Source organism: Azospirillum sp. Marseille-Q6669, from assembly GCF_965111635.1.
Window position 1 is genome coordinate 1 of record NZ_CBCOOP010000002.1, and the last position, 22,984, is coordinate 22,984.

Below are 22,984 nucleotides of genomic sequence, written 5' to 3' on the forward strand. Positions count from 1 at the left end.
TTCACGGCCGGCGGCGCCAGCCCCGCCGAGGCAAACCAGTGCGGCCAGTCGTCCGCCCAGTGCGACACCGACAGCAGCGTCGCCGACAGCAGATCCTCCGGACGGCGCAGCGTCCGCGCCAGAGCCGGCGCGCAGACCGGCAGCATGTCGGCGGTGAACAGCTCCTCCACCTCGTAGCCCGGCCAGTGCCCGTCGCCCAGCAGCAGGGCGCAGGTCCAATCCTCGCGGATCGGCGCGCCGGCGCCGCCGGTGGCGATGCGCACCTCCACGTCGGGGTGGCTCTCGTGGAAGGCCGACAGGCGCGGGATCAGCCAGCGCACCGCGAAGGTGGCACCCACCCCCAAGGTCAGCACCGGGCCATCGCGCATGGCGGCGACCCGCTCGACGCTCTCCGCGATCGTGTCGAAGGCGCCGGTCAGGCCGGGCTGCAGCGCCCGCCCGCGGTCGGTCAGCTCCAGCGCGTTGGCCCGCCGCTCGAACAGCGGGAAGCCCATCCGCTCCTCCAGCAGGCGCACCATGCGGCTCACCGCGGCCTGCGAGACGTTCAGCTCGCTCGCCGCCCCGGTGAAACTGCCGTGGCGGGCCGCGGCCTCGAACGCCCGCAAGGCGTTCAGCGATGGCAGGCGCCGCATCCGATCCCCTCCTCCCATGCACCCCAACATTTCCTGGGGGTCAGCATCAGACAATCCCGTTTGCGGCGCAAGCGCGTCAGGGGCATCATGCGGTCCACAGCCAAAGAAAACTTTCGGACGAGCGGGATGCTGACGGTTCCCCTGACACTCGGACTCGGCCTTGCGGCGCTGGTGACCTCGTTCCTGTCGGGCCTGTTCGGCATGGCCGGCGGCATGGTGCTGATGGGGTTGCTGCTGGTGCTGCTGCCGGTGTCCTCGGCCATGCTGCTGCACGGGATCACGCAGATGACCGCCAACGGCTGGCGGGCGTGGCTGTGGCGGCGGCACGTGCAATGGGGGATCGTGGCCCGGTTCCTGTTGGGCGGGGCGGTTGCGGTCGCTGTCTTCACCCTGATCCGCTACGTGCCCGGCAAGGCGGAATCGCTGATCGTGCTGGGGCTTTCGCCCTTCATGGCGATGGCCGTCCCGTCGCACTGGTCGCCGAACGTGTCGCGGCGCGGCCACAGCACATTGGCCGGCGTCCTGTGCATGGGCGTGCAGCTGATCGCCGGCATCTCGGGGCCGCTGCTCGACGTCTTCTTCGTGAAGTCCAGCCTGTCGCGGCAGAGCGTCGTCGCGACCAAGGCGACGATGCAGGTCTTCGGCCATCTGTTCAAGACGGTCTATTTCGGCTCCCTCGTCGCGGCGTCGGAGGCGGAGGCGCTGGACATCACGGTGACGCTCGTCTGCATCGGCATGGCCGTACTGGGGACGAACCTGTCGCGCCGCGTGCTTGACGCCATGAGCGACGCCCAGTTCCGCACCTGGAGCCAGCGTCTCGTCGCCCTGACCGGCACCGTCTATCTCGGCCAGGGGCTGTTCCTGCTGGTGGTGGGGTAGGTTCCGAGGGGTTCTTGCCCCCACCCTGGCCCTCCCCCGCTGACGCAGGGGAGGGAGCTGAAAATCCCCTCCCCTGCGAAGCTCTCGCGCAAACCTATGGTTTGCGCGAGAGCTGCGCAGGGGAGGGGAATGGCGCAGGGGAAGGAAAATTGCTTACAAATAGATCGCCGCGCCCGCCCCCGTGTTGACGGTGGCGTCCTTCAGCGTGTCCACGATGAACTGCACCTCGTCGGCGGTGACCTTGTGGTGCAGCGGCAGGGCCAGAACGCGGTCGACCGTCTTCTGGCAGACCGGGCAGTCGGCCCGGCTGGCGCCGCGCTCCTGGTAATATTGCTGGGTGTAGAGCGCCTGCCCGTAGTCCGACGCCTCCACCTCGTGCGTCGCCAAGTCCTCCAGCACCGCCTTGCGCCCCGAGGCGGTGAAGCGGGTGCCGAGGTGGACGGCGTAGACCATCGGGTGCACGTCGTCGGCGCCCGGCCCCTTGTAGGGCGGCTTGATGCCCTCGAAGGAGGCCATGGCCGCCTCGTAGTGGCCGACCACCTCCCGGCGCTTCGCCAGGATCTCCGGCAGCCGTTTCAACTGGACGAGGCCCAGCGCGGCGGTCAGGTTGCTCATGCCCGCCTGGAAGGGAATGGTGCGGGTGATGACCACCGTGTTGCGGTGCTCCATCTCGCGCCGACGCAGGTAGCGGAGCTGATGGGCGAGGTTGCGGTCGTCGGTGACGATCATCCCGCCTTCGCCGGTCACCAGCACGCCGGGTTCGGAAAAGTCGAAGATGGCGCAGTTGCCGAAGCTGCCGACCAGCTTCCCCTTGTAGGAGGAGCCGATGGCCTCGGTCGAATCCTCGATCAGGATCAGCCCCTTGTCCGTGGCGAGCGCGCGCAGCTCGTCCCAGTGGGCGGGGTGGCCGTTGACGTTGCCGGCCAGGATGGCCTTGGTCCGTGGCGTGATCTTGGCCTCGGCCTTCGCCGGGTTGATGGTGTGCTGCCAGTAGTCGATGTCGACGAAGACCGGCTCCGCGCCGGCCAGCGCGATGGCGTGCTGCACCTGATGCCAGCCGAAGGGGGAGCAGAGAACCTCGTCCCCCGGTCCGATGCCGTAGGCCTTGAGCACCATCAGCGTGGCGATGGTGCCGCTGGACACCGCCACCGCGTGTGCGCGGCCGAGCCAAGCGGCGAAGGCGTTCTCGAACCCCTCCGTCATCCGCCCGTCGCCGAGGCTGCCGGAGGTGAGGATGCGGCTGATGACCGCCACCTCCGCGTCCGAAATGTCCGGGTCGATCAGCGGGATGTAGTCGCCGAGTTCGCTGTCGTCATCTTCGGCTGAGTTGTCCAGGGGCATCGTCATTCCGCGATCCTTGTTCAGTCGTCCTCGTCCCGTTGCGCGATCACCACACCGGTCGCCGTCTCCGGCTTGTTGGTGATGAGCCAGCAATGGTTGGTGCCGTCGACGAGGTAGAGGTTGAAGCCGGGCTCTTCCCGGAAGGCGTCCTCCGCCATCACCGCGGCGTGCGCCCCGGTGACGTTGGACAGGTCCGGGTTCGCCTCGCGCACGGCGCGGACGACGCTGTCGAGGCGGGTGCCGTCCGCGAAGAGCTTACCGGCCAGGGCGGCGATGGCGTCGATCCGTTCCGGGGACAGGGCCATGGCGGTCACTCCGCGCCGCGCTTCTTGGCCTCGACGGTGATGGGCAGGCGGGTGTCCGCCGGCATCTCCGGCAGGTCCAGCGTCCAGCCGTTGGCGACCTTGACCCAGCCGCCCCACAGGCCCGGCTTCTCCATTTCGGTGATGGGCTCCTCCAGGTCCTTCTTGGCGACGTAGATCGTGTATTGCTCACCGGCCTTGCGCACCATCACCTTCATGTCACTCTCCAGTCGTCGTGTTTTTAACTGTCGTTTGGTCAGGCCGCGATCCGCGCGTAGAGCGCGGGAAACTCGTTGAGGACCGATTCCACCTCCTCCGCCGTGGTGCAGCGGCTGAGGGAGAAGCGTAGGCTGGCCGCGGCCTCCGCCGGGCTCAGGCCCATGGCGGTCAGGACGTGGCTCGGCTCGTTGCCGCCGGACGCGCAGGCCGCCCCCATGGAGACGGCGATGCAGGCGCGGTCGAGCCGCATCAGCAGCTCCTCCGCGTCCAGCGGTCGGCCCTGCGGGTCGGCGAAGCGGATGTTGCTGGTGTTGGGCAGGCGGGTCGCCCCCTCGCCGTTGACCCGGCTGCCCGGCCAGGCGGCGAGCACGCCGCGCTCCAGCCGGTCGCGCAGGATCGCCAGCCCGCCGGCCTCTGCGACCATCGCGGCGGCGCGGTCGGCGGCGGCGCCGAAGCCGACGATGGCCGGCACATTCTCCGTCCCGCCGCGGCGGTGGCGCTCCTGATGGCCGTGGATCAGCGGGGCGAAGGGCACGCCCTTGCGGATGTAGAGGGCGCCGATGCCCTTCGGCCCATGCATCTTGTGGGCGGACAGGGTCAGCAGGTCGGCGTTCACCGCGTCGACCTTGATCGGCAGCCGCCCGGCGGCCTGCACCGCGTCGGTGTGGAACAGGGCGCCGCGCGCCTGGGCGATGTCGGCGGCGGCGGCGACCGGTTGGATCGCCCCGGTCTCGTTGTTGGCCCACATGACGGAGACCAACGCCGTGTCGGGCGTCACCGCATCGCGCAGGTCGGCGAGCGCGATGGTGCCGGTGCCGTCCACCGGCAGGACGCTGACCCGCCAGCCCTGCCGTTCCAGATCATTCGCCAGCATCAGGGTCGAGGGATGCTCGATCGCCGTGGTGACGAGGTGGCGGCGCTCCGGACGCTCCGCCGCGACGGCGCGCAGCGTGCCGAGCAGGGCCGTGTGGTTGGCCTCCGTCGCGCTGGCGGTGAAGAGGATGTCCGCCGCCTTCGCGCCGACCAGCGCCGCCACCCGGGCGCGCGCCTCGCCCACCGCCCGTTTGGCCGCCATGCCGGCGGCGTGCGGGCTGGAGGGGTTGCCGAACTCCCCGGACAGGTGCGGCAGCATCGCCTCCCGCACCTCGGGCGCCAGCGGGGTCGTCGCGTTGTTGTCGAGATAGATCATGGGTCCATCGCAGGCCGTGGCACGGAGGGGGCGGTCAGTCCATCACGCCGGGAACGCCGCGGCGGCGGCCGTCGGCGGGGGCGATCTCCTCCTCCAGGCAGCCGACGACGACGCCGGCCGGGAACTCCACCAGATAGACGGGGATCTGTGTGCCCTCGGCGTGGCCGATGCGCACGATGGTGCCGGGCGTGCCCTTGGGAGCCAGCAGCGCGCCGTCCTCGGCGTTGGGGTGGCTGCCGTCGTTGTGGAGGTCCACCGCGGCGGTGACCGCCAGACCCCAGTCGTAGAGCGGTTCGCGGGGCGGGATGAAGCCGGGCTTCTTCGCTTCGGTGACGGCGTCGCTCATCGCGTGCTCCTTGGGCAAGACGGTCATTGCGGGTCGTTGCAGCGGGCGTCGACCAGTTCGAGTTCCTTGGCGCGCATGCCGACGATGATGCGCTTCTCGTAAAAATCGACGCCGTATATGTAATACATCTGCAGGTAGGTGCCGATCGACTTCACATAGCCGATGTCCCCGGTGCGGATCAGGAAGTCGCCCATCGGGCGTCCGGGATAGGTGCCGTCGTTGCGCACGTCGCGAAGGGCGCGGACCTTCTGGCCCTCCTCGAAGGCGGGGCGGTCTTCCAGTTCGATCGGTTCGTTCGGATCGCGGGCGCGCTCGCGCATTCGGTGCTCCTTGTTCCGGTCAGTCGGGGGGCCGGTCAGTCGGGGATCAGGTCGCCGGTGGCGGGCAGTCCGGCGCGGCGCTTCTGCGCCACGGTGCGGACGTCGTCCACCGGGTCTTCGGTCAGCGGGGCGAGGTCTTCGGGCGGCAGGCGGCTGGCAACGACGAAGCGCACGCACCAGTCGGTGTCGCGGATCAGGGCTGCCAGCTTTTCCGGCGGCAGGCGGCGGGCGACGACCATGCGCACGCGGGCGCTGTCGTCCCAGGCCATGCTCATCAGCCACTCCAGCCCGATGCGGTTGGCGACCTCCAGCCGGATTTCGGGGTCCTCGTCGTGCATCATCGCCGGCAGCATGCCCTCCGGCACGCGGCGGGCGACGCGCAGGCGCACTGAATAGTCGGGGTCGCGCATCAGCGGCGAGAGGTCGGCGTCTTCCAGCCGGGAGGCGACGGCGATGCGCACCTCGCGGTCGGGGTCGCCGCGCATCTTCAGCAGCAGGCGGCGCGGCAGGCGGCGGGCGACGGCGGCGCGCACCGTCTCGTCGGGGTCGTCCATCAGCCGCGGCACGATGAAGATCGGCGCGAAGCGGGCGGCGTTGGCGCGGACCTCGAAATAGGGATGGTCGAGATGCTCGCCCGCCAGATCGTCGTTCCATTGGAAGAAGCGCTGGATGCGCTTGGCGTAGCGGTCGTGCACGCAGGCGCGCAGCGGTTCGCAGCGCCCCTCGGCGAGACGGTCGCGGAAGGCGCAGCCGTCGCAATCGACGGGGTTGCCCAGCCAATCCAGCGCCTTGTCGATGTCGTCGCTCATGCATCGTCCTCCGGGCCGGCTTCGAAACGATCGGCGGCGGCGAGCAGGCGGGTGGTTCCGAAGCGGTCCTTCGGGTCCAGCTCCCGGACCTTGTTCAGGGCCTCGCGCCCTTCGGCCAGACGGCCCAGGCGCAGATGCAGGTAGCCGACCGCGGTCAGGGCGAACAGAAACAGGCGCGGGGCCGGTTCCAGACCCGCGAAGTCCGCTCCCAATGATTTGGAAGAATCCTGGCCGACCATGCGCCAGTCGCTGTGGTTCAGGCCGATGGCGGCCATGGCGTGGCCGAGCATCCGCTCGCCGTAGAGCAGGGCGGTGTCCAGGTTCGCCTTGTAGAAGTGGAACTTGTAATGGCCGAGATCGACCAGCCGGTGGCCCGGCGCCAGCTCGGCGGCGCGGGCGAGGTAGCGCTGCGCCGCCTCGGCGTCGGCGTGGCTGGCGGCGGCGAGATGCAGGAACCGCTCCGCCTCGGGCGGCAGGTCGCCGCCGTAGTAACGGCGGTTGAGCCAGCCTTCATCCACCTCGTCCAGCATGGCGGTGCGCTCCATGGACACCCTCTCCCGTGATGGGACGGGAGAGGGGTTGCGGGCGATCAGGCCGGGACGCAGCAGTCGGCCGGGCAGACCGAGGCGCACTGCGGGCTGGAGAACTGGCCCTTGCACTCGGTGCACAGGTCCGCGTTGATGGCGTAGGCGCCCTTCTTGAAGCTGATGGCGTTGTTCGGGCACTCGGCCTCGCAGGCGCCGCAGGCGGTGCAGTCGGAAGCCTTGATCTTGTAAGCCATGACACTCTCCTTGGGTGTGGTGGCGGCTGTTGCGGTGGGCCGCCGGGTAAGTCCGTGGGGTGGATCGGGTGTTCGGGTGTCAGGCGCGCAGGGCGGTGAAGGCGCCGGTGCGGATCACCGCGTCCTGCCCCTCGCGGGCGTTGATCGCACCTTGGCCGAGGCGCTCGGCGTAGTCCTTGAAGTAGGTCAATGCCGACTCCTCGATGTATTCGAAGGCGAAGCGGTCAACCGGCTCGATGCCCGCGTCCTTGAGGTTCTGCGACGGGCAGCCGCCGATCTTGGCGACGAAGACGGCGGTGCAGTCGTTGATCGCCGACAGCACACCGCCGAGCGCGTCCTCGTCGCCCGAACCGCCTTCGCAATACTGGTCGACGCGGCGGTGGCCGACGAACTTGGCGCCCTTCGGACCGACCTCGTAGATCTGGAATTCCTTGGCGTGGCCGAAATGCTCGTTGATGCGCTCGCCGCCCTTGGTGGCGACGGCGATCAGGATCGGCTGCACCTCGGTGCCGACCGTCTCGGCGACGTCGGCCTGTGCTGCGGCCTTGGCGGCGTGGCGACCGGCGCGCTCGCCCTCGACATGCTCGCGGTAGGTGCGGGCGGCTTCCTGGTCGTATTCCACCTCGCCCATCGCATCGATCTGGTCGATGGTGAATTCGGAACCGCGGTCCTCGCCCAGCAGGCCGACCGCGTCGGCGCGGCACTGGCGGCAGTGGCGCATCAGCTTGGCGCCGCCCTCGCACTGGTCCTGCAGGACCTTCAGCTCCTGCGCGGTCGGGCCGCGCTGGCCGGTCAGGCCGAAATGCGTGCCGTGCGCCGGGTCGGAGATCAGCGGCATGATGTTGTGCAGGAAGGCGCCGCGCGCCTTCACGGCCTTGTTCACGTCCATCAGGTGTTCGTCGTTGATCCCCGGGATCATGACGGAGTTCACCTTCACCAGGATGCCGCGCGAGGTCAGCATCTCCAGCCCGAGCATCTGCCGCTCGTGCAGGATCTTGGCGGCGTCCAGGCCGGTCCAGCGCTTGTGGTCGTGGAAGATCCAGGGGTAGATGTGCAGCCCGACCTCGGGATCGACCATGTTGATGGTGATCGTGACGTGGTCGATGTTGTAGTTCGCGATGGTGTCCACATGGTCGGGCAGGGCCAGGCCGTTGGTGGACAGGCAGAGCTTGAGGTCCGGCGCCTTCTTCGCCAGCATCTCGAAGGTCTTGAAGGTGTTCCTGCCGCCCGCCGCCAAGCTGTCGCCGGGGCCGGCGATACCGATGACGGAGAGCTGCGGGATCTCCTTGGCGACAGCCAGAATCTTGCGGAGCGCCTGATCGGGGGTCAGCTTCTCGGAGACCACGCCCGGCCGGCTCTCGTTCGAGCAGTCGTATTTTCGGTTGCAGTAGTTGCACTGGATGTTGCAGGCCGGCGCCACCGCGACGTGCATGCGGGCGAAATAGTGATGCGCCTCCTCGGAGTAGCAGGGATGGTTCTTCACCTTCTCCCACACCTCCGGGGACATGTCGGCGGGGCCGTCCGACGACCCGCAGGAGGACGACGCGCAGCCGGAAGCGGCGGCGGGCGGCGCCTCGGCGGGGGATTTCAGCTCACCCACGCCCAGGATGCTGTCGAGCGAAATAACGTTGGCCATCGTCCACTCCCTTCCCAGCCGCGCCGTCGGCGCCCTTGGTCGGGTCATTAAAAGCAAGTTCGGGGCCAACCGGGTGAAGTGTGGAGTTTCAGTGAGTTAAGCGGTTTTGTCTGGCCTGTGGGACATGTCAGCAATCCGACAAAGGCGGACAAAGCCCAACAATGGCCGACAAACACGCCGCCTGTCGGGGACCCGACATGGGGGCGTCGTCATGCGCTTCCCACTTGGAAGGTCAGGACATGGTCCTCCCCGGGCCGCAGCGGTTCTCCCCCGAACCCGATCAGCCCGCTGCCGGTCAGTTTCGTCGAATCGCGGCGCAGCAGCAGGGAGGGGGACTCCCCTGTGCGGATGAAGGTGCCGTTGGTCGAATGGTCGGTCAGCAGGAAGCCGCCACGGCTGAGGTCGATCACCGCGTGCTGGCGCGAGGTGCGGCGGGAGGGGATGCGCAGGCCGCAGCCCTCGTCACGCCCGACCGTGACGCGCGGCAGCAGGGGAGTCAGCGTCACCTCGGCGCCGCGCCCGAACAGGCGGAGGGACGGCAGGCCGCGCCCGTGGCCGGGAACCGATGTGCTCAGGGCGACGGTGGCGTTGTCCTCGGCCTCCGCCGGGGCGTTGCCGTCGCGGATCTGGTGGACGCGGACAGGGGCCGCCTTTCCCTTCACCGCGACGCTGTTCAGAAGGCGGGTCCGCTTGTGCAGCGGCGAGGAGAGGCGGTCGACCAGATCGTCGGTCGCCAGGATCTCGCCGGGGCGGGCGATGGATTCAAGCCGGGCGGCGACGTTGCAGGCGTCGCCGTAGAGGTCGCCGGGGCCGGCGATCACCGGGCCGAAATGCAGCCCGGCGCGCAGGCGAAGCCCGAAATCCGCCTGCCGCTCCATCATGGCGAGCGCGGCGCGGGTGGCGCCGTCGCTCATGGGGAAGCAGGCGAGAAGCCCGTCGCCCAGGCTCTTCACCACCGTGCCGTCGTTCTCCCCGACGATCCGGCGCAGGTCCTCCAGCACCCGCTGGGTCAGCGCCGCCGCCTTGCGGTCGCCCGCCAGTTCATAGAGCAGCGTGCTGTCGGCGATGTCCACGAAGAGGAGCGCAAGGGGCTTTTCCATGAATCTGCGGCAACCGGGGAGAGTGCCGGGAGGTTAACACACACCCGGTCACCTGTCCCGGTTGTGCAGCCGGATGCCCTTCGTTCCTCCGGGGAGAAAAGCGCCGGGCGGCTCGGTACCCCTCAGAAGCGCTTGATCTCGATGTTGTACTTGCGCAGGGCGTAGCTCACCTGACGGGTGGTCATGCCGAGAAGGCGGGCGGCCTTGGCCTGCACCCAGCCGGTGCGCTCCATCGCCCAGAGCAGGCGGTCGCGCAGCGATCCCGACTCCGGCTCGTCGAGCGGCACCTCGGCGGCGGGCGGCGGAGCGGCATTGGCAGCCGATGCGGGTGCGGGAGCCGCGGCGGCGGGGGCGCTCGGCTCCGGCAGGGGCAGCGGGATCAGGGGAACCGGAACCACCGGCTGGGCGGCGCCGCAGACCGGCGACGGGCCGGCGGAACAGCCCGACGCGCAGGCCGGCCACGCGCCGCCGCCGGCACCCACCGGTTCCGGCACCGGGGCCGGCATGGCCGGGGTCTTCGGCGCGTTGGCCGCCGCCGGACCGCCGGGACGTCCCGGAGGAACACGGTTGACGGCCCCCGGCCCCATGGACGGGGCGAGGCCGCCAACCGACGCGCCCAGCGTGCGGTACTGGAACAGCACCGAGGAGTTGCAGAGGTTCAGGCTGCAGGACAGGGATTCAGTGCGGATGATGCCGTCGCGCGACTGGGTGGCCGCGCGCTCGATGCAGTTCTCCAGCTCGCGCACGTTGCCGGGCCACGTGCAGCGGTTCAGCACCTCCAGCGCCTCGTCCTCCATGACAAGGGTCATGCCGTTGTCCTTGGCGAACTTCGCCACGAAATGGCGGGCCAGCGGGCCGATGTCCTGGCGCCGTTCGCGCAGCGGCGGCAGATGGATCGTCACCACGTTGATGCGGAAATACAGGTCGGCGCGGAACTTGCCGTGGCCGACCGCCTCCTCCAGGTTCAGGTTGGTGGCGCAGATCAGCCGTACGTCGGTCTTGATGGTCTTGGACCCGCCGACCCGCTCGAACTCCTGCTCCTGCAGCACGCGCAGCAGCTTGGCCTGGAAGTTGGGCGAGATGTCGCCGATCTCGTCGAGGAACAGCGTGCCGCCCGACGCCAGCTCGAACCGGCCCTTGTGGTCCTTCTGCGCGCCGGTGAAGGCGCCCTTCTCGTGGCCGAACAGCTCCGATTCCAGCAGAGATTCCGGTAGGGCGGCGCAGTTCACGCGGATGAAGGGGGCGTCCTTGCGCGGCGACATGTTGTGGATCGCCCGCGCGATCAGCTCCTTGCCGGTGCCGCTCTCGCCGCGGATCAGCACGGTGGACTTGAAGGGCGCCACCCGGTGGACCTGGGCCATCACCTCCAGCATGTTGGGGCTGGTGCAGACCACGTCGTTGATCGGGGCGGCGATGGGCCGCAGCTCCTTCTGCATGCGGAAGGTCTCCCGCATCATGAAGCGGCGCTCCTCGGCCACGGTGCGGTGCAGCCGCACGGTCTGGCCGATCAGGTTGGCGACCATGGTCAGGAAGCGAACGTCGCTGCCGAAATGGCCCTGAGGCCCCTCGTCGGAAATGCGGTCGATGGTCAGCACGCCGACGACCACACCCGCCGCCTTGATCGGCACGCCGACCAGCGAGGCCACCTGCTCGTCCAGGTCGTCGCGCCCGCCGGTGCGGTTGAGGAACAGCGGTTCCTCCGCCAGATTGGGGACGACGGCGGGCATGCCGGTCTTCAGGATGCGGCCGGTGATGCCTTCCCCGTCGCGGAATTCGATCTGCGCCGCGGCCTCGTTCGACAGGCCGTTCGCGGCCACGAGACGCAGCACATTGTCCTCGCCCACCAGATAGACGCGCCCGCGGTGCATCTGCAGCTGGTAGGCCAGCGCACGAAGCACCTCGCGCAGGGTCTGCTGGAGGTCGAGAGAGGAACCGAGGATCTTGCTGACCTCATAGATGGTCAGCAGCTCCAGGTTCGACGTGGACTGGCGCATTGCACCCGGCATGATCGACACCCCCTGCTCAACCGGGACTCCGGACGCCGCGCACCAGCGCGCTCGTCGATGCGATCCCGGCACGGCGCCTTGAACCGTTCCTCCCGGGGTGGGGTGTGCGCTCGTTGCTGATCGGCGCCTTTGACCACCGGTGCGCCCGCCGCGCGTGCTTCCGTGACAAGCCGTTCGCGCTGCGGACTGTCGAAAGTTTCGGAAACTCTCGGTCGAAAGGCAAGCCCTTTTGCATATCAGTTGCTGCGGCGCACAATGACTTATGGCTGCGGCAGAACGGCGCAACCCTTGAGAAAACTGGAATTTCTACTGTCAAACAGCTAATAACTGACTGGTCAGTAATATTTTCTCCACCCTGGAGGACGGCATGCCGGAGGATGATCCCGCCGTTCCGCGCTGGCGCCGCCGCAAGGAGGCGCGCCCCCGGGAGATCGTCGACGCCGCCCTGACCGTCTTCGGCGAGCGCGGCTTCGCGGCGGCCCGGCTGGAGGATGTCGCGGCGCAGGCCGGGGTCAGCAAGGGCACGCTCTACCTCTACTTCCCGAACAAGGAGGAGCTGTTCAAGGCGGTGGTCCGCGAGGCCATCCTGCCCAACCTGGACATGGCCGAGCGTCTGCTGGCCGGGGCACAGGGGCCGAGCTTCGCCGTGCTGGAGACGCTGCTGACCCTCTTCGCGACGCGCATCCTGAAATCCCGCGCCGGCGCCATCCCCAAGCTGGTCATCGCGGAGGCCGGCAATTTCCCCGATCTCGCCCGCTTCTATTACGACGAGGTGATTCGCCGCGCCTTCGCCCTGCTGACGGCGGTGCTGGAGCGCGGCGTCGCGCGCGGGGAGTTCCGCCCGGTGGACGTCGAGTCGACCGTCCGGCTGATCGTCGCGCCGATGCTGATGAGCGCGCTGTGGCGCTCCTCCTTCGAGGCGCTGGAGGGCCGCCCGCCGGACGTCGCGGCGCTGCTGGCCGCCCATCTCGACGCGCTGCGCCGGACGCTCGCCCCGGAGGGAGGGGCGCCGTCATGAGCTGGATCGCCGAAACGCTGGCGGCGGCCCTGGCTGTCCTCGGTCTGGGCGGCGGGGACGCCGTGCCGCTGGCCCACGGCTACGCCGAGGGGGAGTATCTGCGCATCGCCGCCCCGGTGGCCGGGACGCTCGACACGCTGGCGGTGACGCGCGGCGGGCGGGTTGAGGCGGGCGCGCCTCTCTTCGCGCTCGACCGCACCAGCGCGCGGGCGGAGCGCGACCGGCTGGCCGCCGCGCTGGGGCAGGCGCGGGCGCAACTGGCCGACCTGCGGACGGGCCGGCGCCCCGACGAGCTGGCGGTGGTCGCCGCCCAGCGCGCGCAGGCCGAGGCGGCGCTGCGCTATTCCGAAGCGGAACTGGCGCGGCAACAGACGCTGGTGGCGCGCAAGGTCAGTTCCGACGACCGGCTGGATGCCGCCCGCGCCAGCCGCGACGGCGACCGGGCGCGGCTGGAGGAGCTGACCGCGCAATTGGCCGTCTCCAACCTGCCGGCCCGCCCCGACCAGATCCGTGCAGCCGAGGACGCCGTGGCTCAGGCCGAGGCGGCGCTGGCCCAGGCGGACAAGCGGCTCGCCGAGTTGGCTCCGCCGGCGCCCGAGGCGGCGCTGGTCGAGGACACGCTGTTCAACCCCGGCGAATGGGTGCCGGCGGGCGCCCCGGTGGTCTCGCTGCTGCCGCCGGAGAAGCGGAAGCTGGTGGTCTTCGTTCCGGAGCCGCTGATGGCCCGCGTACGTCCAGGAGACCGGGTGACGGTGCGCTGCGACGGCTGCCCGCCCGGCCTGACGGCGCGTGTGACCTATGTGGCGCCGCGGGCGGAATACACCCCGCCGGTGATCTACAGCGTCGGCAGCCGCGAGAAGCTGGTCTTCCGCGTGGAAGCGCGGCTGGAGGACGGTGCGACGCTCAACCCCGGTCTGCCGGTGGACGTGGAACTGCCGCCATGACCGGAGACGCTGCCATCGACGTGCGCGGTCTGGTCAAGCGCTTCGGCGCCAAGACGGTGGTGGACGGCTTCTCCATCCGGGTGGCGCGTGGGCAGATCTACGGCTTCCTGGGGCCGAACGGGTCGGGCAAGACGACGACCATCCGCATGCTCTGCGGGCTGCTGACCCCCGACGCCGGGGAGGGGACCTGCCTCGGGCTCGACATCCGCCGCCAGAGCGCCGCCATCAAGCGGCAGGTCGGCTATATGACCCAGAAGTTCAGCTTCTGGGAGGATCTGAGCATCGCCGAGAATCTGGATTTCGTCGCCCGCATGTATGGACTGCCGGACCGGCGGCGGAAGGTCGCCGCGGCGCTGGAGCGGCTGGGGCTGGGCAACCGGCGGGCGCAGCTGGCGGGGGCGCTGTCGGGCGGCTGGAAGCAGCGTTTGGCGCTGGCCGCCTGCATCCTTCACGAGCCGAAGCTGCTTCTCCTCGACGAGCCGACCGCTGGGGTCGATCCCAAGGCGCGGCGGGATTTCTGGGACGAGATCCACCGGCTGGCCGACGACGGGCTGACCGTGCTGGTCAGCACCCATTACATGGACGAGGCGGAGCGCTGCCACGCCATCGCCTACCTCGCCTACGGCCGGTTGATGACCCAGGGCAGCGTGGAGGAGGTGATCGCCAACTCGGGTCTGGTCACCTACGAGGTCGGCGCGCGGGGGGCGGGCGGGGCGGACCTCGGGCGCGTCGCGGCGGCGCTGCGCGACCGTCCGGGTGTCGAGATGGTCGCCGCCTTCGGCGCCCGGCTGCATGTCAGCGGTGGTGACGGTGCGGACCTTGCGGAGGCGTTGCGCCCCTGGGCCGCCGACTCGGGCCTGATGGTGCGGCGGACGGAGCCAACGCTGGAGGACGTGTTCATCCATCTGATGAACCGCAGCACGGACAATTTCGCATGACCGCGCCGCCGGCGGGCAAAGTCAGGCCGTCCCCACAGCCTTGCGAAAGACGGTGCGGGGACGGCGCGTGGTCATTCGATCGACGCGGAGGTCACGCCTGTGTTCTTGTTCCAGCGCAGCGTCAGCTTGGAGATCTTGCAGAGGTTCAGATTCTGCCAGACCGCCGACTCACCGTCGTCGTAGATGACCTTCATGTCCCACTTGCAGGTCTTCTCGGCCTTGCTGAAGCTCAGTTCGAACTCCTCGCCGTCGTCGAGGACGTCACGGCCGAGGATGTCTTCGTCCCACTTCTCGTTGGCGGACTCGCTGACGTAGATGTGCTTCAGCGCGTAGCCCGTCTCGTTCGCGATGGTGAAGTCCTGTTGCCCGGCCATGGCGGCGCCATGAAACAGGAACAGGGCGGCGACGGCGGCGGCGCCCTTGGCAAGAATAGATGTCATGGTATGTTTCCCGCATACGAGTTAATCCATTTGGACGGTGCTTCAAGCAATTTCGATATGTCAATGGGGGTCAAGTTGCCCGCTGCGGCATTGAAGTGAAGGTTGTGTTTCTATTTTGAAATGCACGGCTGGGGAGGGGCGTCATGGCGCGGTTTTCCTTCGCGCGTTTCGTCGCAGTGATGGTGAAGGAGTTCATCCAGATGCGGCGCGACCGGCTGACCTTCGCCATGATGGTGGGGGTGCCCGTGCTCCAGCTCGTGCTGTTCGGCTTCGCCATCAACTCCGACCCCAAAAGCCTGCCGACCGCCGTCCACGCCGCCGACTCCAGCCCATTCGCGCGCACGCTGGTGTCGGCCATGGTGAATTCCGGCTATTTCGACGTGACCCGCGGCGCCGGCAGCCCGGCGGAGCTGGATCGTCTGCTGGCGGAAGGGCGGGTGCAGTTCGCCGTCACCATTCCCGCCGGCTTCGCCCGCGACCTGCAGCGGGGCGAGCGGCCCGTGCTGCTGGTCGAGGCCGACGCGACCGACCCGGCGGCGACCAGCAACGCGCTGTCCGCCCTGTCCACCCTCGCGCGGCAGGCGCTGGATCCCGACCTGACCGGGCCGCTCGCCCATCTGCGCTCCACCCCCGACCCGGTCGAGCTGCGGGTCCACCGCCGCTACAACCCGGAGGGCATCACCCAGTACAACGTGGTGCCCGGCCTGATGGGCGTCGTTCTGACCATGACCATGGTGATGATGACCGCGCTGGCCGTCACCCGCGAGCGTGAGCGCGGGACGATGGAGAATCTGCTGGCGATGCCGGTCCGCCCGTTCGAGGTGATGCTGGGCAAGATCGTGCCCTTCATCCTGGTCGGCTACATCCAGGTCGTCATCATCGTCCTGGCCGCCCGGCTTCTCTTCGGCGTGCCCATCATCGGCAGTCTGGCCTTGCTGTCCGCCGTGCTGGTGCTGTTCATCGCCGCCAATCTGGCGGTGGGCTTCACCTTCTCCACCGTGGCGAAGAACCAGCTCCAGGCGATGCAGATGTCCTTCTTCTTCTTTCTGCCGTCGATGCTGCTGTCCGGCTTCATGTTTCCCTTCCGCGGCATGCCCGGCTGGGCGCAGGCGGTGGGGGAGGTCCTGCCGCTGACCCATTTCCTGCGCATCGTCCGCGGCATCCTCCTGAAAGGCAACGGTCCGGCGGAGATCGCGGGGGAGGTGGCGGCGCTGCTGCTCTTCCTGGCGGTGGTCACGGTGGTCGCGCTGAAACGCTACCGGCAGACCTTGGACTGAGCAGTAAAGGGGAGCCGGGCGTTGCCCTACACTCTTGTCGGCAAGTCGAAATCGGCTGTGACATGAGCGTGAGCCTCACGTTTCGTTAAGAAACATTGGCTCTAATCTTTCCCGATTGGCGGTCCGTGGGGGAAGATGATGGGGCGCTTGGCGATTGGCCCGACGATCGGGATTCTTGCGGTGGCCTTGGTCGCAGCCGGCTTGATCGCCGCCGCTCTCGCCGGACCGGCCGAGGCCGGATCGCCCAAGAAGAAGAAGCCAGCACCACCGGCTCCCAATTCCATCGCCTGGAGTCAGGTGAGCGGTCCCGCCCTGGGACCGGCCCAGTCCATCGGCGGCTACGCCGCGGGCTGCATCACGGGGGCGCAGGCCCTGCCGGGGGAGGGCACCGGCTATCAGGTGATCCGCATGTCCCGCCAACGCTACTACGGCCATCCGGAACTGATCGACTATCTGAAGGGCTTCGGGCGGAAGGTCGCGGCGGCCGGGTTGGGGACCGCGCTGATCGGCGACATGGGGCAGGCGCGCGGCGGACCGATGAGCTTCGGCCACGCCAGCCACCAGATCGGGCTCGACGCCGACGTCTGGCTGCGGCTCGACCATCCGCCGATGGGGCGCAACGCGCGGGAAAGCCTGGCCGAGATCAAGTACGTCGATTACGGGCGCGTCCGCGTCACCGAGGACTGGTCGGAGCGGCAGGCCCAGCTTGTCCGCATCGCCGCCAGCGATCCGCGGGTGACCCGCATCTTCGTCAACCCGGCGATCAAATTCGCCATGTGCCGCCATTCCTGGCCGGACCGCGCCTTCCTGCGCAAGCTGCGGCCCTGGCACGGCCATGACGGGCACATGCACATCCGCCTGGGCTGCCCGGCTGGAAGCCCGCAGTGCGAGGACCAGCGCGACATTCCCGATGGCGACGGCTGCGGCGACGAGGTCGCGTCCTGGCTCGGCTCCGTCTATCCGGTGGTGGAGAGGCACAACGGCAAGCCGCAGCCGCGCTACGTCAACATGCCGCCCGCTTGCACGCCGGTGCTGCGCGCCGCCGGGACGCGGGTCGCCGCCATGGACGATCCGCGCGCGGAGAAGGCGTTACGGTAATGTGACGCAGGATTTTGCGCTTGCACGAGCGGAGCGCCCGGATACTGTGAAAGTCGGAATGAATTCGTCCGGCGGTCCAGGCAACGGGGCAGGCGCGAAGGCGATGAGCGATAACAGCGGACACGATCACGCGGGCGCTCCCCGCATCACGCTCAAGACCCGCCTTCACGCTTGGTGGGAGGGGTACGACCTCTCCGCCCTGAAGGGCCGGGGCGGCGAGGAGGACGGCAAGCCGCAGGCTGGCGCCGCTCCGGCCCAGCCCGCCGCCCGCGGCCATGGCCCCGGCATGAACCGCTGGGGCAAGCCGCTGTGGAGCGCCACGCGAATCGAGGTGGCGGAGAAGCTGTGGGGTGAGGGCTTCAACACGCCGGGCGGCCACGACCACATCCCCTATCTGGTGAAGCCGCTGGGACTCAATCCGGCGATGAGCGTGCTGGACCTGTCCGCCGGACTGGGCGGCACCAGCCGCACCATGGCGAGCAAGTACGGCTGCTGGGTCACCGGGCTGGAGGCCGCGGAGATCCTGGCGAAGGAGGGGATGATCCGCTCCTTCAAGGAGGGGCTGGAGAAGAAGGCTCCGATCGAAACCTACGACCCGGAGAATTTCAGCTATCCCAAGCGCGTGGACGCCATCGTCTACAAGGAGGGGATGTTCTCCGTCCGCGGCAAGGACCAGCTGTTCGACGGGATGGAACTGGCGCTGAAGCCGCGCGGCCATCTGCTGATGACCGATTATGTGATCGAACCGGCGCTGGCCGGGGCCAGGGCTGTCCAGGTCTGGTGCGACAAGGAGCCGATGCAGCCGCATCTGTGGTCCAAGGACCAGATGGCCGCCGCCTTCGCCCAGCGGAACCTGGACCTGCGAATCGCCGAGGACATCACCGACACCCACCGCGGCCTGATCGTGAGCGCCATCCAGGGGCTGGTCGAGCATCTGGAGCGCCATCATCTGGATCACGAAACCAAGCTCGCCGTGATGGACGAGGTGGAGCTGTGGGTCCGCCGCGTGTCCGCCATCGAGGCGGGCATGAAGGTGTGCCGTTTCTACGCGCTGAAACCGGCGGAGTAGCGTCGAAACGGCCGCGTCCGGCGGGAAACGCAACCGCGACGGGGGCCGTTGACAGCGGGGGTGCGCCGCACTATGGTGCGCGCCTTCGATCGAGCCGCCGACCGACCAGGATGAAGAACTATGAAGATCGTTAACTCTCTCAAGTCGATGAAGACGCGCCACAAGGCCTGCCGCGTGATCCGCCGCAAGGGCCGCGTCTACGTCATCAACAAGCAGAACCCGCGCTTCAAGGCCCGCCAGGGCTGAGACCGGCGGCCGGGTCCGCCCGGCCGACGAGCAGAGGTTTCTCGCAAGAGCCGCGCCTTTCGGGCGCGGCTCTTGCGTTTTGGGGGATCGGTTCGCCCATTGGCCGATCCCTCACCGGCTTGTGTCCTTCCCGCCGGCAATGATACCACTGGTTACGGAATGCATCCGGAACCAACCGGTGCGAATCACGGGGGAGGACGGCCGGCCATGCGGATGCCCGCGCCCGACGACGGCGTCATCGCGCGCCGCCGCGAGATCATCGCAGCGCTGCGGGCCATCGTGCCCGGCGAGGGGGTGATCGTCGACGAAAGCGAACTGCGCGCTTATGAATGCGACGGGCTGACCGCCTACCGCCAGCTTCCCATGGTCGTGGTGCTCCCCAGCACGACGGAGCAGGTGAGCCGGGTGCTCCGGACCTGCAAGGAGATGGGGGTGAAGGTGGTGCCGCGCGGCGCCGGCACCTCCCTGTCTGGTGGCGCGCTGCCGCTGGCCGACGGCGTGCTCCTGGGGATGGGCAAGTTCAACCGCATCCTCGACATCGATTTCGCCAACCGCTGCGTGGTGACCCAGCCTGGGGTGACCAACCTCGGCATCTCCAACGCGGTGGCGCATGAGGCCTTCTATTACGCGCCCGACCCCTCCAGCCAGATCGCCTGCACCATCGGCGGCAACATTGCCGAGAATTCCGGCGGGGTGCATTGCCTGAAATACGGGCTGACCACCAACAACGTGCTGGGGCTGGAGATGGTGCTGATGGACGGCACCATCCTGCGGCTGGGCGGCAAGCATCTCGACGCCGGCGGCTACGACCTGATGGGCGTCGTTACCGGCTCCGAAGGGCTGCTGGGGGTGGTGACCGAGGTCACGGTGCGCATCCTGAAGAAGCCGGCCACCGCCCGCGCCGTGCTGATCGGCTTCCCGACCAGCGAGCAGGGCGGCGACTGCGTGGCCGCCATCATCGCCGCGGGCATCATCCCCGGCGGCATGGAGATGATGGACAAGCCGGCCATCCACGCGGCGGAGGATTTCGTCCACGCCGGCTACCCGCTGGACGTCGAGGCCCTGCTGATCGTCGAGCTGGACGGCCCGGCGGCGGAGGTCGACCACCTGATCGACCGGGTGGCGGAGATCGCGCGGTCCAAGGGCTGCTGCTACTCCCGAGTCTCGACCTCGGAGGAGGAGCGGCTGTCCTTCTGGGCGGGGCGCAAGGCGGCCTTCCCGGCGGTGGGGCGCATCAGCCCCGACTACTACTGCATGGACGGCACCATCCCGCGCAAGGCGCTGCCCCTGGTGCTGCACCGCATGCAGGAGATGTCCGACCGCTACGCCCTGCGGGTCGCCAACGTCTTCCATGCCGGGGACGGCAACCTGCATCCGCTGATCCTCTACGACGCCAACAAGCCGGGCGAACTGGAGCGGGCTGAGGCCTTCGGCAACGACATTCTGCGCCTGTGCGTCGAGGTCGGCGGCGTGCTGACCGGCGAGCATGGCGTGGGGGTGGAGAAGCGCGACCTGATGACCGACCAGTTCGACGAGGTCGATCTCGACCAGCAGCAGCGCATCAAATGCGCCTTCGACCCCGACGGGCTGCTGAACCCCGGCAAGGTCTTCCCCAAGCTGCACCGCTGCGCCGAGCTGGGCCGTGTGCACATCCACAAGGGGGAACTGCGCTTCCCCGATATTCCCCGATTCTGAGGCCATCCGCATGACCGTGACCACCGTCAAGCCCGACACGGCGGCCCAGGCCGCCGACGCGGTGCGCTGGGCCTTATCGGAAGGGACGCCCCTGGATGTCGCCGGTTCGGGCTCCAAGCGCGGCCTCGGGCGCCCGATCCAGACCGCCTACACCCTCGACCTCTCCGGCCTGTCCGGGGTCGTCGCCTACGAGGCGGAGGAACTGGTGCTGACCGCGAGGGCCGGCACGCCGATGGCCGAGATCCTGCCGATGCTGGCGGAGCGCCGGCAGCAGCTCGCCTTCGAGCCGCAGGACCTCGGGCCGCTGTTCGGACGGCCGGAGGGGCAGGGGACGCTGGGTGGGGTGGTCGCCAGCGGGTTGGCCGGGCCGCGGCGCATCTGCGCCGGCTCCGCCCGCGACCACACGCTGGGCATCGAGGGGGTGAACGGGCGCGGCGACCTCTACAAGGGCGGCGGCAAGGTGGTGAAGAACGTCACCGGCTACGACGTGCCCAAGCTGATGGCCGGGTCCTTCGGCACGCTGACCGTCCTGACCGAACTGACGGTGAAGGTGCTGCCGGCGCCAGAAGACGTGCGGACGCTTCTGCTGGCCGGGCACGAGGACGCCGGGGCCGTGGCGGCGCTGACCGCGGCGCTGCAGAGCCCCTACGACGTGTCCGGCGCCGCCCATCTGCCGGCCGCGGTGGCGGCGCGGTCCCATGTGAGAACGGTCGCCGGGGCGGGCGGGGCGGTCACGCTGGTGCGGGTGGAGGGCTTCGGCCCGTCCGTCACCGCCCGCGTCGCCGCACTGAAGGAGGAGCTTGGCGCCGACGCCGTCCTGGACCGGGACGAGTCGCGGGCGGTGTGGAAGGAAGTCAGGGACGTGGCGTTCTTTTGCCTCGCTACCTCCCCTGCGTCAGTGGGGGAGGGCCGGGGTGGGGGCGACGACTCCCGCCACATCTGGAAAATCTCCGTCCAGCCCTCTGAAGGGCCACGCGTGGCGGAGTCGATCCGTTGGGCGCTGGACGCGGAACTGTACTTCGACTGGGGCGGCGGGCTGATCTGGGCGGCGGTGGCGCCGACGCCCGATGCCGCCTCCGCGATCCGCGGCGCGCTGGGCACCGCCGGCCATGCGACTCTGGTGCGCGCGCCCGAGGACGTGCGGACCACGACGGAGGTGTTCCACCCGCTGCCCGACCCGGTGATGGCGCTGAGCCGCCGGGTGAAGGAGAGCTTCGACCCCTGCGGCATCCTGAACCCTGGCCGCATGCACGCGGGAGTGTAAGGCATCCATGCAGACCAACTTCACGCTCACCCAGCTCGCCAACGCCGACTACCGGGACTCGGAAGCGATCCTGCGCAAGTGCGTCCATTGCGGCTTCTGCACGGCGACCTGCCCGACCTATGTCCTGCTGGGTGACGAGCTGGACAGCCCGCGCGGCCGCATCTACCAGATCAAGGACATGCTGGAGAAGGGCGGGCCACCCACCGAGCATCAGGTGAAGCACGTCGACCGCTGCCTCTCCTGTCTGTCCTGCATGACGACCTGCCCATCGGGCGTCAACTACATGCATCTGGTCGATCACGCCCGCGCCCATATCGAGGCGACCCACGCCCGCCCGCCCGCCGACCGGGCCATCCGTGACCTGCTGGCCCGCGTGCTGCCCAACCCACGGCTGTTCCGTCTGGCCCTGATCGCCGCCTGGTTCGGCAAGCCCTTCGCCGGGCTTCTGCCGGGTCGGCTGGGCGCGCTGCTGGCGCTGGCCCCGAAGTCGGTGCCGGGACCGAGCCACTGCGACCGTCCGGGCAGCCATCCGGCGGTCGGGCCGCGCCGCAAGCGCGCCGCCCTGCTGGTCGGCTGCGCCCAGCAGGTGCTGGCTCCGCAGATCAACGAGGCGACCATCCGCCTGCTGAACCGCCAGGGGGTCGAGGTCGTGGTGGCCAAGGGGGCCGACTGTTGCGGCGCCCTGACTCACCACATGGGCAAGACCGACCTCAGCGACGCCGCAGCGAAGAAGACCATCGACGCCTGGATCGCGGAGATGGACGGGGAGGGGCTGGACGCCATCATCGTCAACACCTCGGGCTGCGGCACCACGGTGAAGGACTACGCCTTCCAGTTCCGCGAGGACGCGGAATACGCGCCCAAGGCGCTGCGCGTGGCGGCCATCGCCCGCGACGTGACGGAGTTCCTGGCGGAGATCGGTCTGACCGCCCCGGTGATCGAGACGGGGCAGGCCATCGCCTACCACTCTGCCTGTTCCATGCAGCACGGCCAGCGCATCAAGGATCCGCCGCGGACTCTGCTGCGCGGCGCTGGTTTCGAGGTGAAGGAGATCCCGGAAGCGCATCTCTGCTGCGGCTCCGCCGGCACCTACAACATGCTCCAGCCGGAGATCGCCGTTCAGTTGCGCGACCGCAAGGTCCGCAACATCGAGAGCACGAAGGCCGCCGCCATCGCCGCCGGCAATCTCGGTTGCATCACCCAGATCGCCACCGGGACCGGGCTGCCCATCGTCCACACGGTCGAGTTGCTGGACTGGGCGACCGGCGGCCCGAAGCCCGACGCGCTGAGGGACAGCCCGGCCTTCGCCGGTCCTGCCCAGGCGCGGGGTGCTGCGGTGCACGCTGCGGAGTAGGCTGGAAGAGGGACCACCGACCCGCTTGGACTTTTCGCGCCGTATGGCTAGGTTGGCGCCAACGGGACGATGAGGCGCTCA

Annotated in this window: 25 protein-coding genes; 11 read left to right on the plus strand and 14 right to left on the minus strand. The window is 69.1% G+C overall.

Annotated elements, in window-relative coordinates; all coding sequences use genetic code 11:
- The coding region (locus ACWPXE_RS11185; protein WP_454017933.1) for a LysR family transcriptional regulator at positions 1–632 on the minus strand (632 nt) is incomplete at its 3' end.
- Between the two features lie 126 nt (positions 633–758).
- On the opposite strand from ACWPXE_RS11185, the gene ACWPXE_RS11190 reads away from it, so the two are divergent.
- Positions 759–1,511: a TSUP family transporter gene (locus tag ACWPXE_RS11190; RefSeq protein WP_454017934.1), complete on the plus strand. Its 753-nt coding sequence runs from the start codon at positions 759–761 to the stop codon at positions 1,509–1,511.
- A 153-nt stretch (positions 1,512–1,664) separates the two neighbouring features.
- Here the strand turns inward: ACWPXE_RS11190 and ACWPXE_RS11195 are convergent, their stop codons facing one another.
- The 12 genes from ACWPXE_RS11195 to nifA form a co-directional block, all read right to left on the minus strand.
- Positions 1,665–2,858: a DegT/DnrJ/EryC1/StrS family aminotransferase gene (locus ACWPXE_RS11195; RefSeq protein WP_454017935.1), complete on the minus strand. Its 1,194-nt coding sequence runs from the start codon at positions 2,856–2,858 to the stop codon at positions 1,665–1,667.
- Positions 2,859–2,872: 14 nt separating this feature from the next.
- The gene (locus ACWPXE_RS11200; RefSeq protein ID WP_454017936.1) at positions 2,873–3,157 is read right to left on the minus strand and encodes a hypothetical protein; all 285 of its coding nucleotides are present in this window, start codon (positions 3,155–3,157) and stop codon (positions 2,873–2,875) included.
- A 5-nt stretch (positions 3,158–3,162) separates the two neighbouring features.
- Positions 3,163–3,372 (minus strand): putative nitrogen fixation protein NifT, encoded by a 210-nt coding sequence (gene nifT / locus ACWPXE_RS11205; RefSeq protein WP_035672252.1) that lies wholly within the window; start codon positions 3,370–3,372, stop codon positions 3,163–3,165.
- A gap of 38 nt (positions 3,373–3,410) precedes the next feature.
- Positions 3,411–4,562, minus strand: coding sequence for a cysteine desulfurase family protein (locus tag ACWPXE_RS11210; protein WP_454017937.1), 1,152 nt, complete (start codon positions 4,560–4,562; stop codon positions 3,411–3,413).
- Between the two features lie 34 nt (positions 4,563–4,596).
- Positions 4,597–4,908, minus strand: a complete 312-nt coding sequence (locus ACWPXE_RS11215) for a nitrogen fixation protein NifZ (RefSeq protein WP_454017938.1) — start codon at positions 4,906–4,908, stop codon at positions 4,597–4,599.
- 23 nt (positions 4,909–4,931) lie between these two features.
- Entirely contained in the window at positions 4,932–5,228 is a 297-nt protein-coding gene (locus ACWPXE_RS11220; RefSeq protein ID WP_094307455.1) for a nitrogen fixation protein NifZ, read from the minus strand.
- Positions 5,229–5,263: 35 nt separating this feature from the next.
- Entirely contained in the window at positions 5,264–6,037 is a 774-nt protein-coding gene (locus ACWPXE_RS11225; RefSeq protein WP_454017939.1) for a 4Fe4S-binding leucine-rich repeat protein, read from the minus strand.
- Complete coding sequence (locus ACWPXE_RS11230) at positions 6,034–6,582, minus strand: hypothetical protein (RefSeq protein WP_454017940.1); 549 nt, start codon at positions 6,580–6,582, stop codon at positions 6,034–6,036. Before ACWPXE_RS11230 ends, ACWPXE_RS11225 begins: the two co-directional genes overlap by 4 nt.
- 44 nt (positions 6,583–6,626) lie before the next feature.
- On the minus strand, positions 6,627–6,818 hold the full coding sequence (locus ACWPXE_RS11235) for a 4Fe-4S binding protein (RefSeq protein WP_014239802.1): 192 nt from the start codon (positions 6,816–6,818) through the stop codon (positions 6,627–6,629).
- A 79-nt stretch (positions 6,819–6,897) separates the two neighbouring features.
- Entirely contained in the window at positions 6,898–8,454 is a 1,557-nt protein-coding gene (gene nifB / locus ACWPXE_RS11240; RefSeq protein ID WP_454017941.1) for a nitrogenase cofactor biosynthesis protein NifB, read from the minus strand.
- A 209-nt stretch (positions 8,455–8,663) separates the two neighbouring features.
- The gene (locus tag ACWPXE_RS11245; protein ID WP_454017942.1) at positions 8,664–9,554 is read right to left on the minus strand and encodes an adenylate/guanylate cyclase domain-containing protein; all 891 of its coding nucleotides are present in this window, start codon (positions 9,552–9,554) and stop codon (positions 8,664–8,666) included.
- Between the two features lie 122 nt (positions 9,555–9,676).
- Positions 9,677–11,560 (minus strand): nif-specific transcriptional activator NifA, encoded by a 1,884-nt coding sequence (gene nifA, locus ACWPXE_RS11250; protein ID WP_454017943.1) that lies wholly within the window; start codon positions 11,558–11,560, stop codon positions 9,677–9,679.
- A gap of 367 nt (positions 11,561–11,927) precedes the next feature.
- Here nifA and ACWPXE_RS11255 point away from each other — a divergent pair, with 367 nt between their 5' ends.
- The 3 genes from ACWPXE_RS11255 to ACWPXE_RS11265 are packed head-to-tail and all read left to right on the plus strand — an operon-like array spanning position 11,928 to position 14,460.
- Complete coding sequence (locus ACWPXE_RS11255) at positions 11,928–12,578, plus strand: TetR/AcrR family transcriptional regulator (RefSeq protein ID WP_454017944.1); 651 nt, start codon at positions 11,928–11,930, stop codon at positions 12,576–12,578.
- Positions 12,575–13,522, plus strand: coding sequence for an HlyD family secretion protein (locus ACWPXE_RS11260; RefSeq protein WP_454017945.1), 948 nt, complete (start codon positions 12,575–12,577; stop codon positions 13,520–13,522). The genes ACWPXE_RS11255 and ACWPXE_RS11260 overlap by 4 nt, the downstream gene beginning before the upstream one ends.
- Positions 13,519–14,460 carry an ATP-binding cassette domain-containing protein gene (locus ACWPXE_RS11265; protein ID WP_454017946.1) on the plus strand — a complete coding sequence of 314 codons (942 nt, stop codon included), beginning with the start codon at positions 13,519–13,521 and terminating at the stop codon, positions 14,458–14,460. Before ACWPXE_RS11260 ends, ACWPXE_RS11265 begins: the two co-directional genes overlap by 4 nt.
- A 71-nt stretch (positions 14,461–14,531) precedes the next feature.
- Here the strand turns inward: ACWPXE_RS11265 and ACWPXE_RS11270 are convergent, their stop codons facing one another.
- Positions 14,532–14,900 carry a hypothetical protein gene (locus tag ACWPXE_RS11270; RefSeq protein WP_454017947.1) on the minus strand — a complete coding sequence of 123 codons (369 nt, stop codon included), beginning with the start codon at positions 14,898–14,900 and terminating at the stop codon, positions 14,532–14,534.
- A gap of 143 nt (positions 14,901–15,043) precedes the next feature.
- Here ACWPXE_RS11270 and ACWPXE_RS11275 point away from each other — a divergent pair, with 143 nt between their 5' ends.
- From ACWPXE_RS11275 to glcF, 7 genes are all read left to right on the plus strand, one after another.
- The gene (locus tag ACWPXE_RS11275) at positions 15,044–16,177 is read left to right on the plus strand and encodes an ABC transporter permease (protein ID WP_454017948.1); all 1,134 of its coding nucleotides are present in this window, start codon (positions 15,044–15,046) and stop codon (positions 16,175–16,177) included.
- A 180-nt stretch (positions 16,178–16,357) separates the two neighbouring features.
- Positions 16,358–17,275, plus strand: a complete 918-nt coding sequence (gene mepA, locus ACWPXE_RS11280) for a penicillin-insensitive murein endopeptidase (protein WP_454017949.1) — start codon at positions 16,358–16,360, stop codon at positions 17,273–17,275.
- 103 nt (positions 17,276–17,378) lie between these two features.
- The gene (locus ACWPXE_RS11285) at positions 17,379–18,344 is read left to right on the plus strand and encodes an SAM-dependent methyltransferase (RefSeq protein WP_454017950.1); all 966 of its coding nucleotides are present in this window, start codon (positions 17,379–17,381) and stop codon (positions 18,342–18,344) included.
- Between the two features lie 120 nt (positions 18,345–18,464).
- Positions 18,465–18,590: a type B 50S ribosomal protein L36 gene (ykgO, locus tag ACWPXE_RS11290; protein WP_012973122.1), complete on the plus strand. Its 126-nt coding sequence runs from the start codon at positions 18,465–18,467 to the stop codon at positions 18,588–18,590.
- Between the two features lie 207 nt (positions 18,591–18,797).
- Positions 18,798–20,285 (plus strand): FAD-linked oxidase C-terminal domain-containing protein, encoded by a 1,488-nt coding sequence (locus tag ACWPXE_RS11295; RefSeq protein ID WP_454017951.1) that lies wholly within the window; start codon positions 18,798–18,800, stop codon positions 20,283–20,285.
- Between the two features lie 10 nt (positions 20,286–20,295).
- Entirely contained in the window at positions 20,296–21,549 is a 1,254-nt protein-coding gene (gene glcE / locus ACWPXE_RS11300) for a glycolate oxidase subunit GlcE (protein WP_454017952.1), read from the plus strand.
- Positions 21,550–21,556: 7 nt separating this feature from the next.
- Positions 21,557–22,903: a glycolate oxidase subunit GlcF gene (gene glcF / locus ACWPXE_RS11305; RefSeq protein WP_454017953.1), complete on the plus strand. Its 1,347-nt coding sequence runs from the start codon at positions 21,557–21,559 to the stop codon at positions 22,901–22,903.
- Positions 22,904–22,984: the final 81 nt, after the last annotated feature.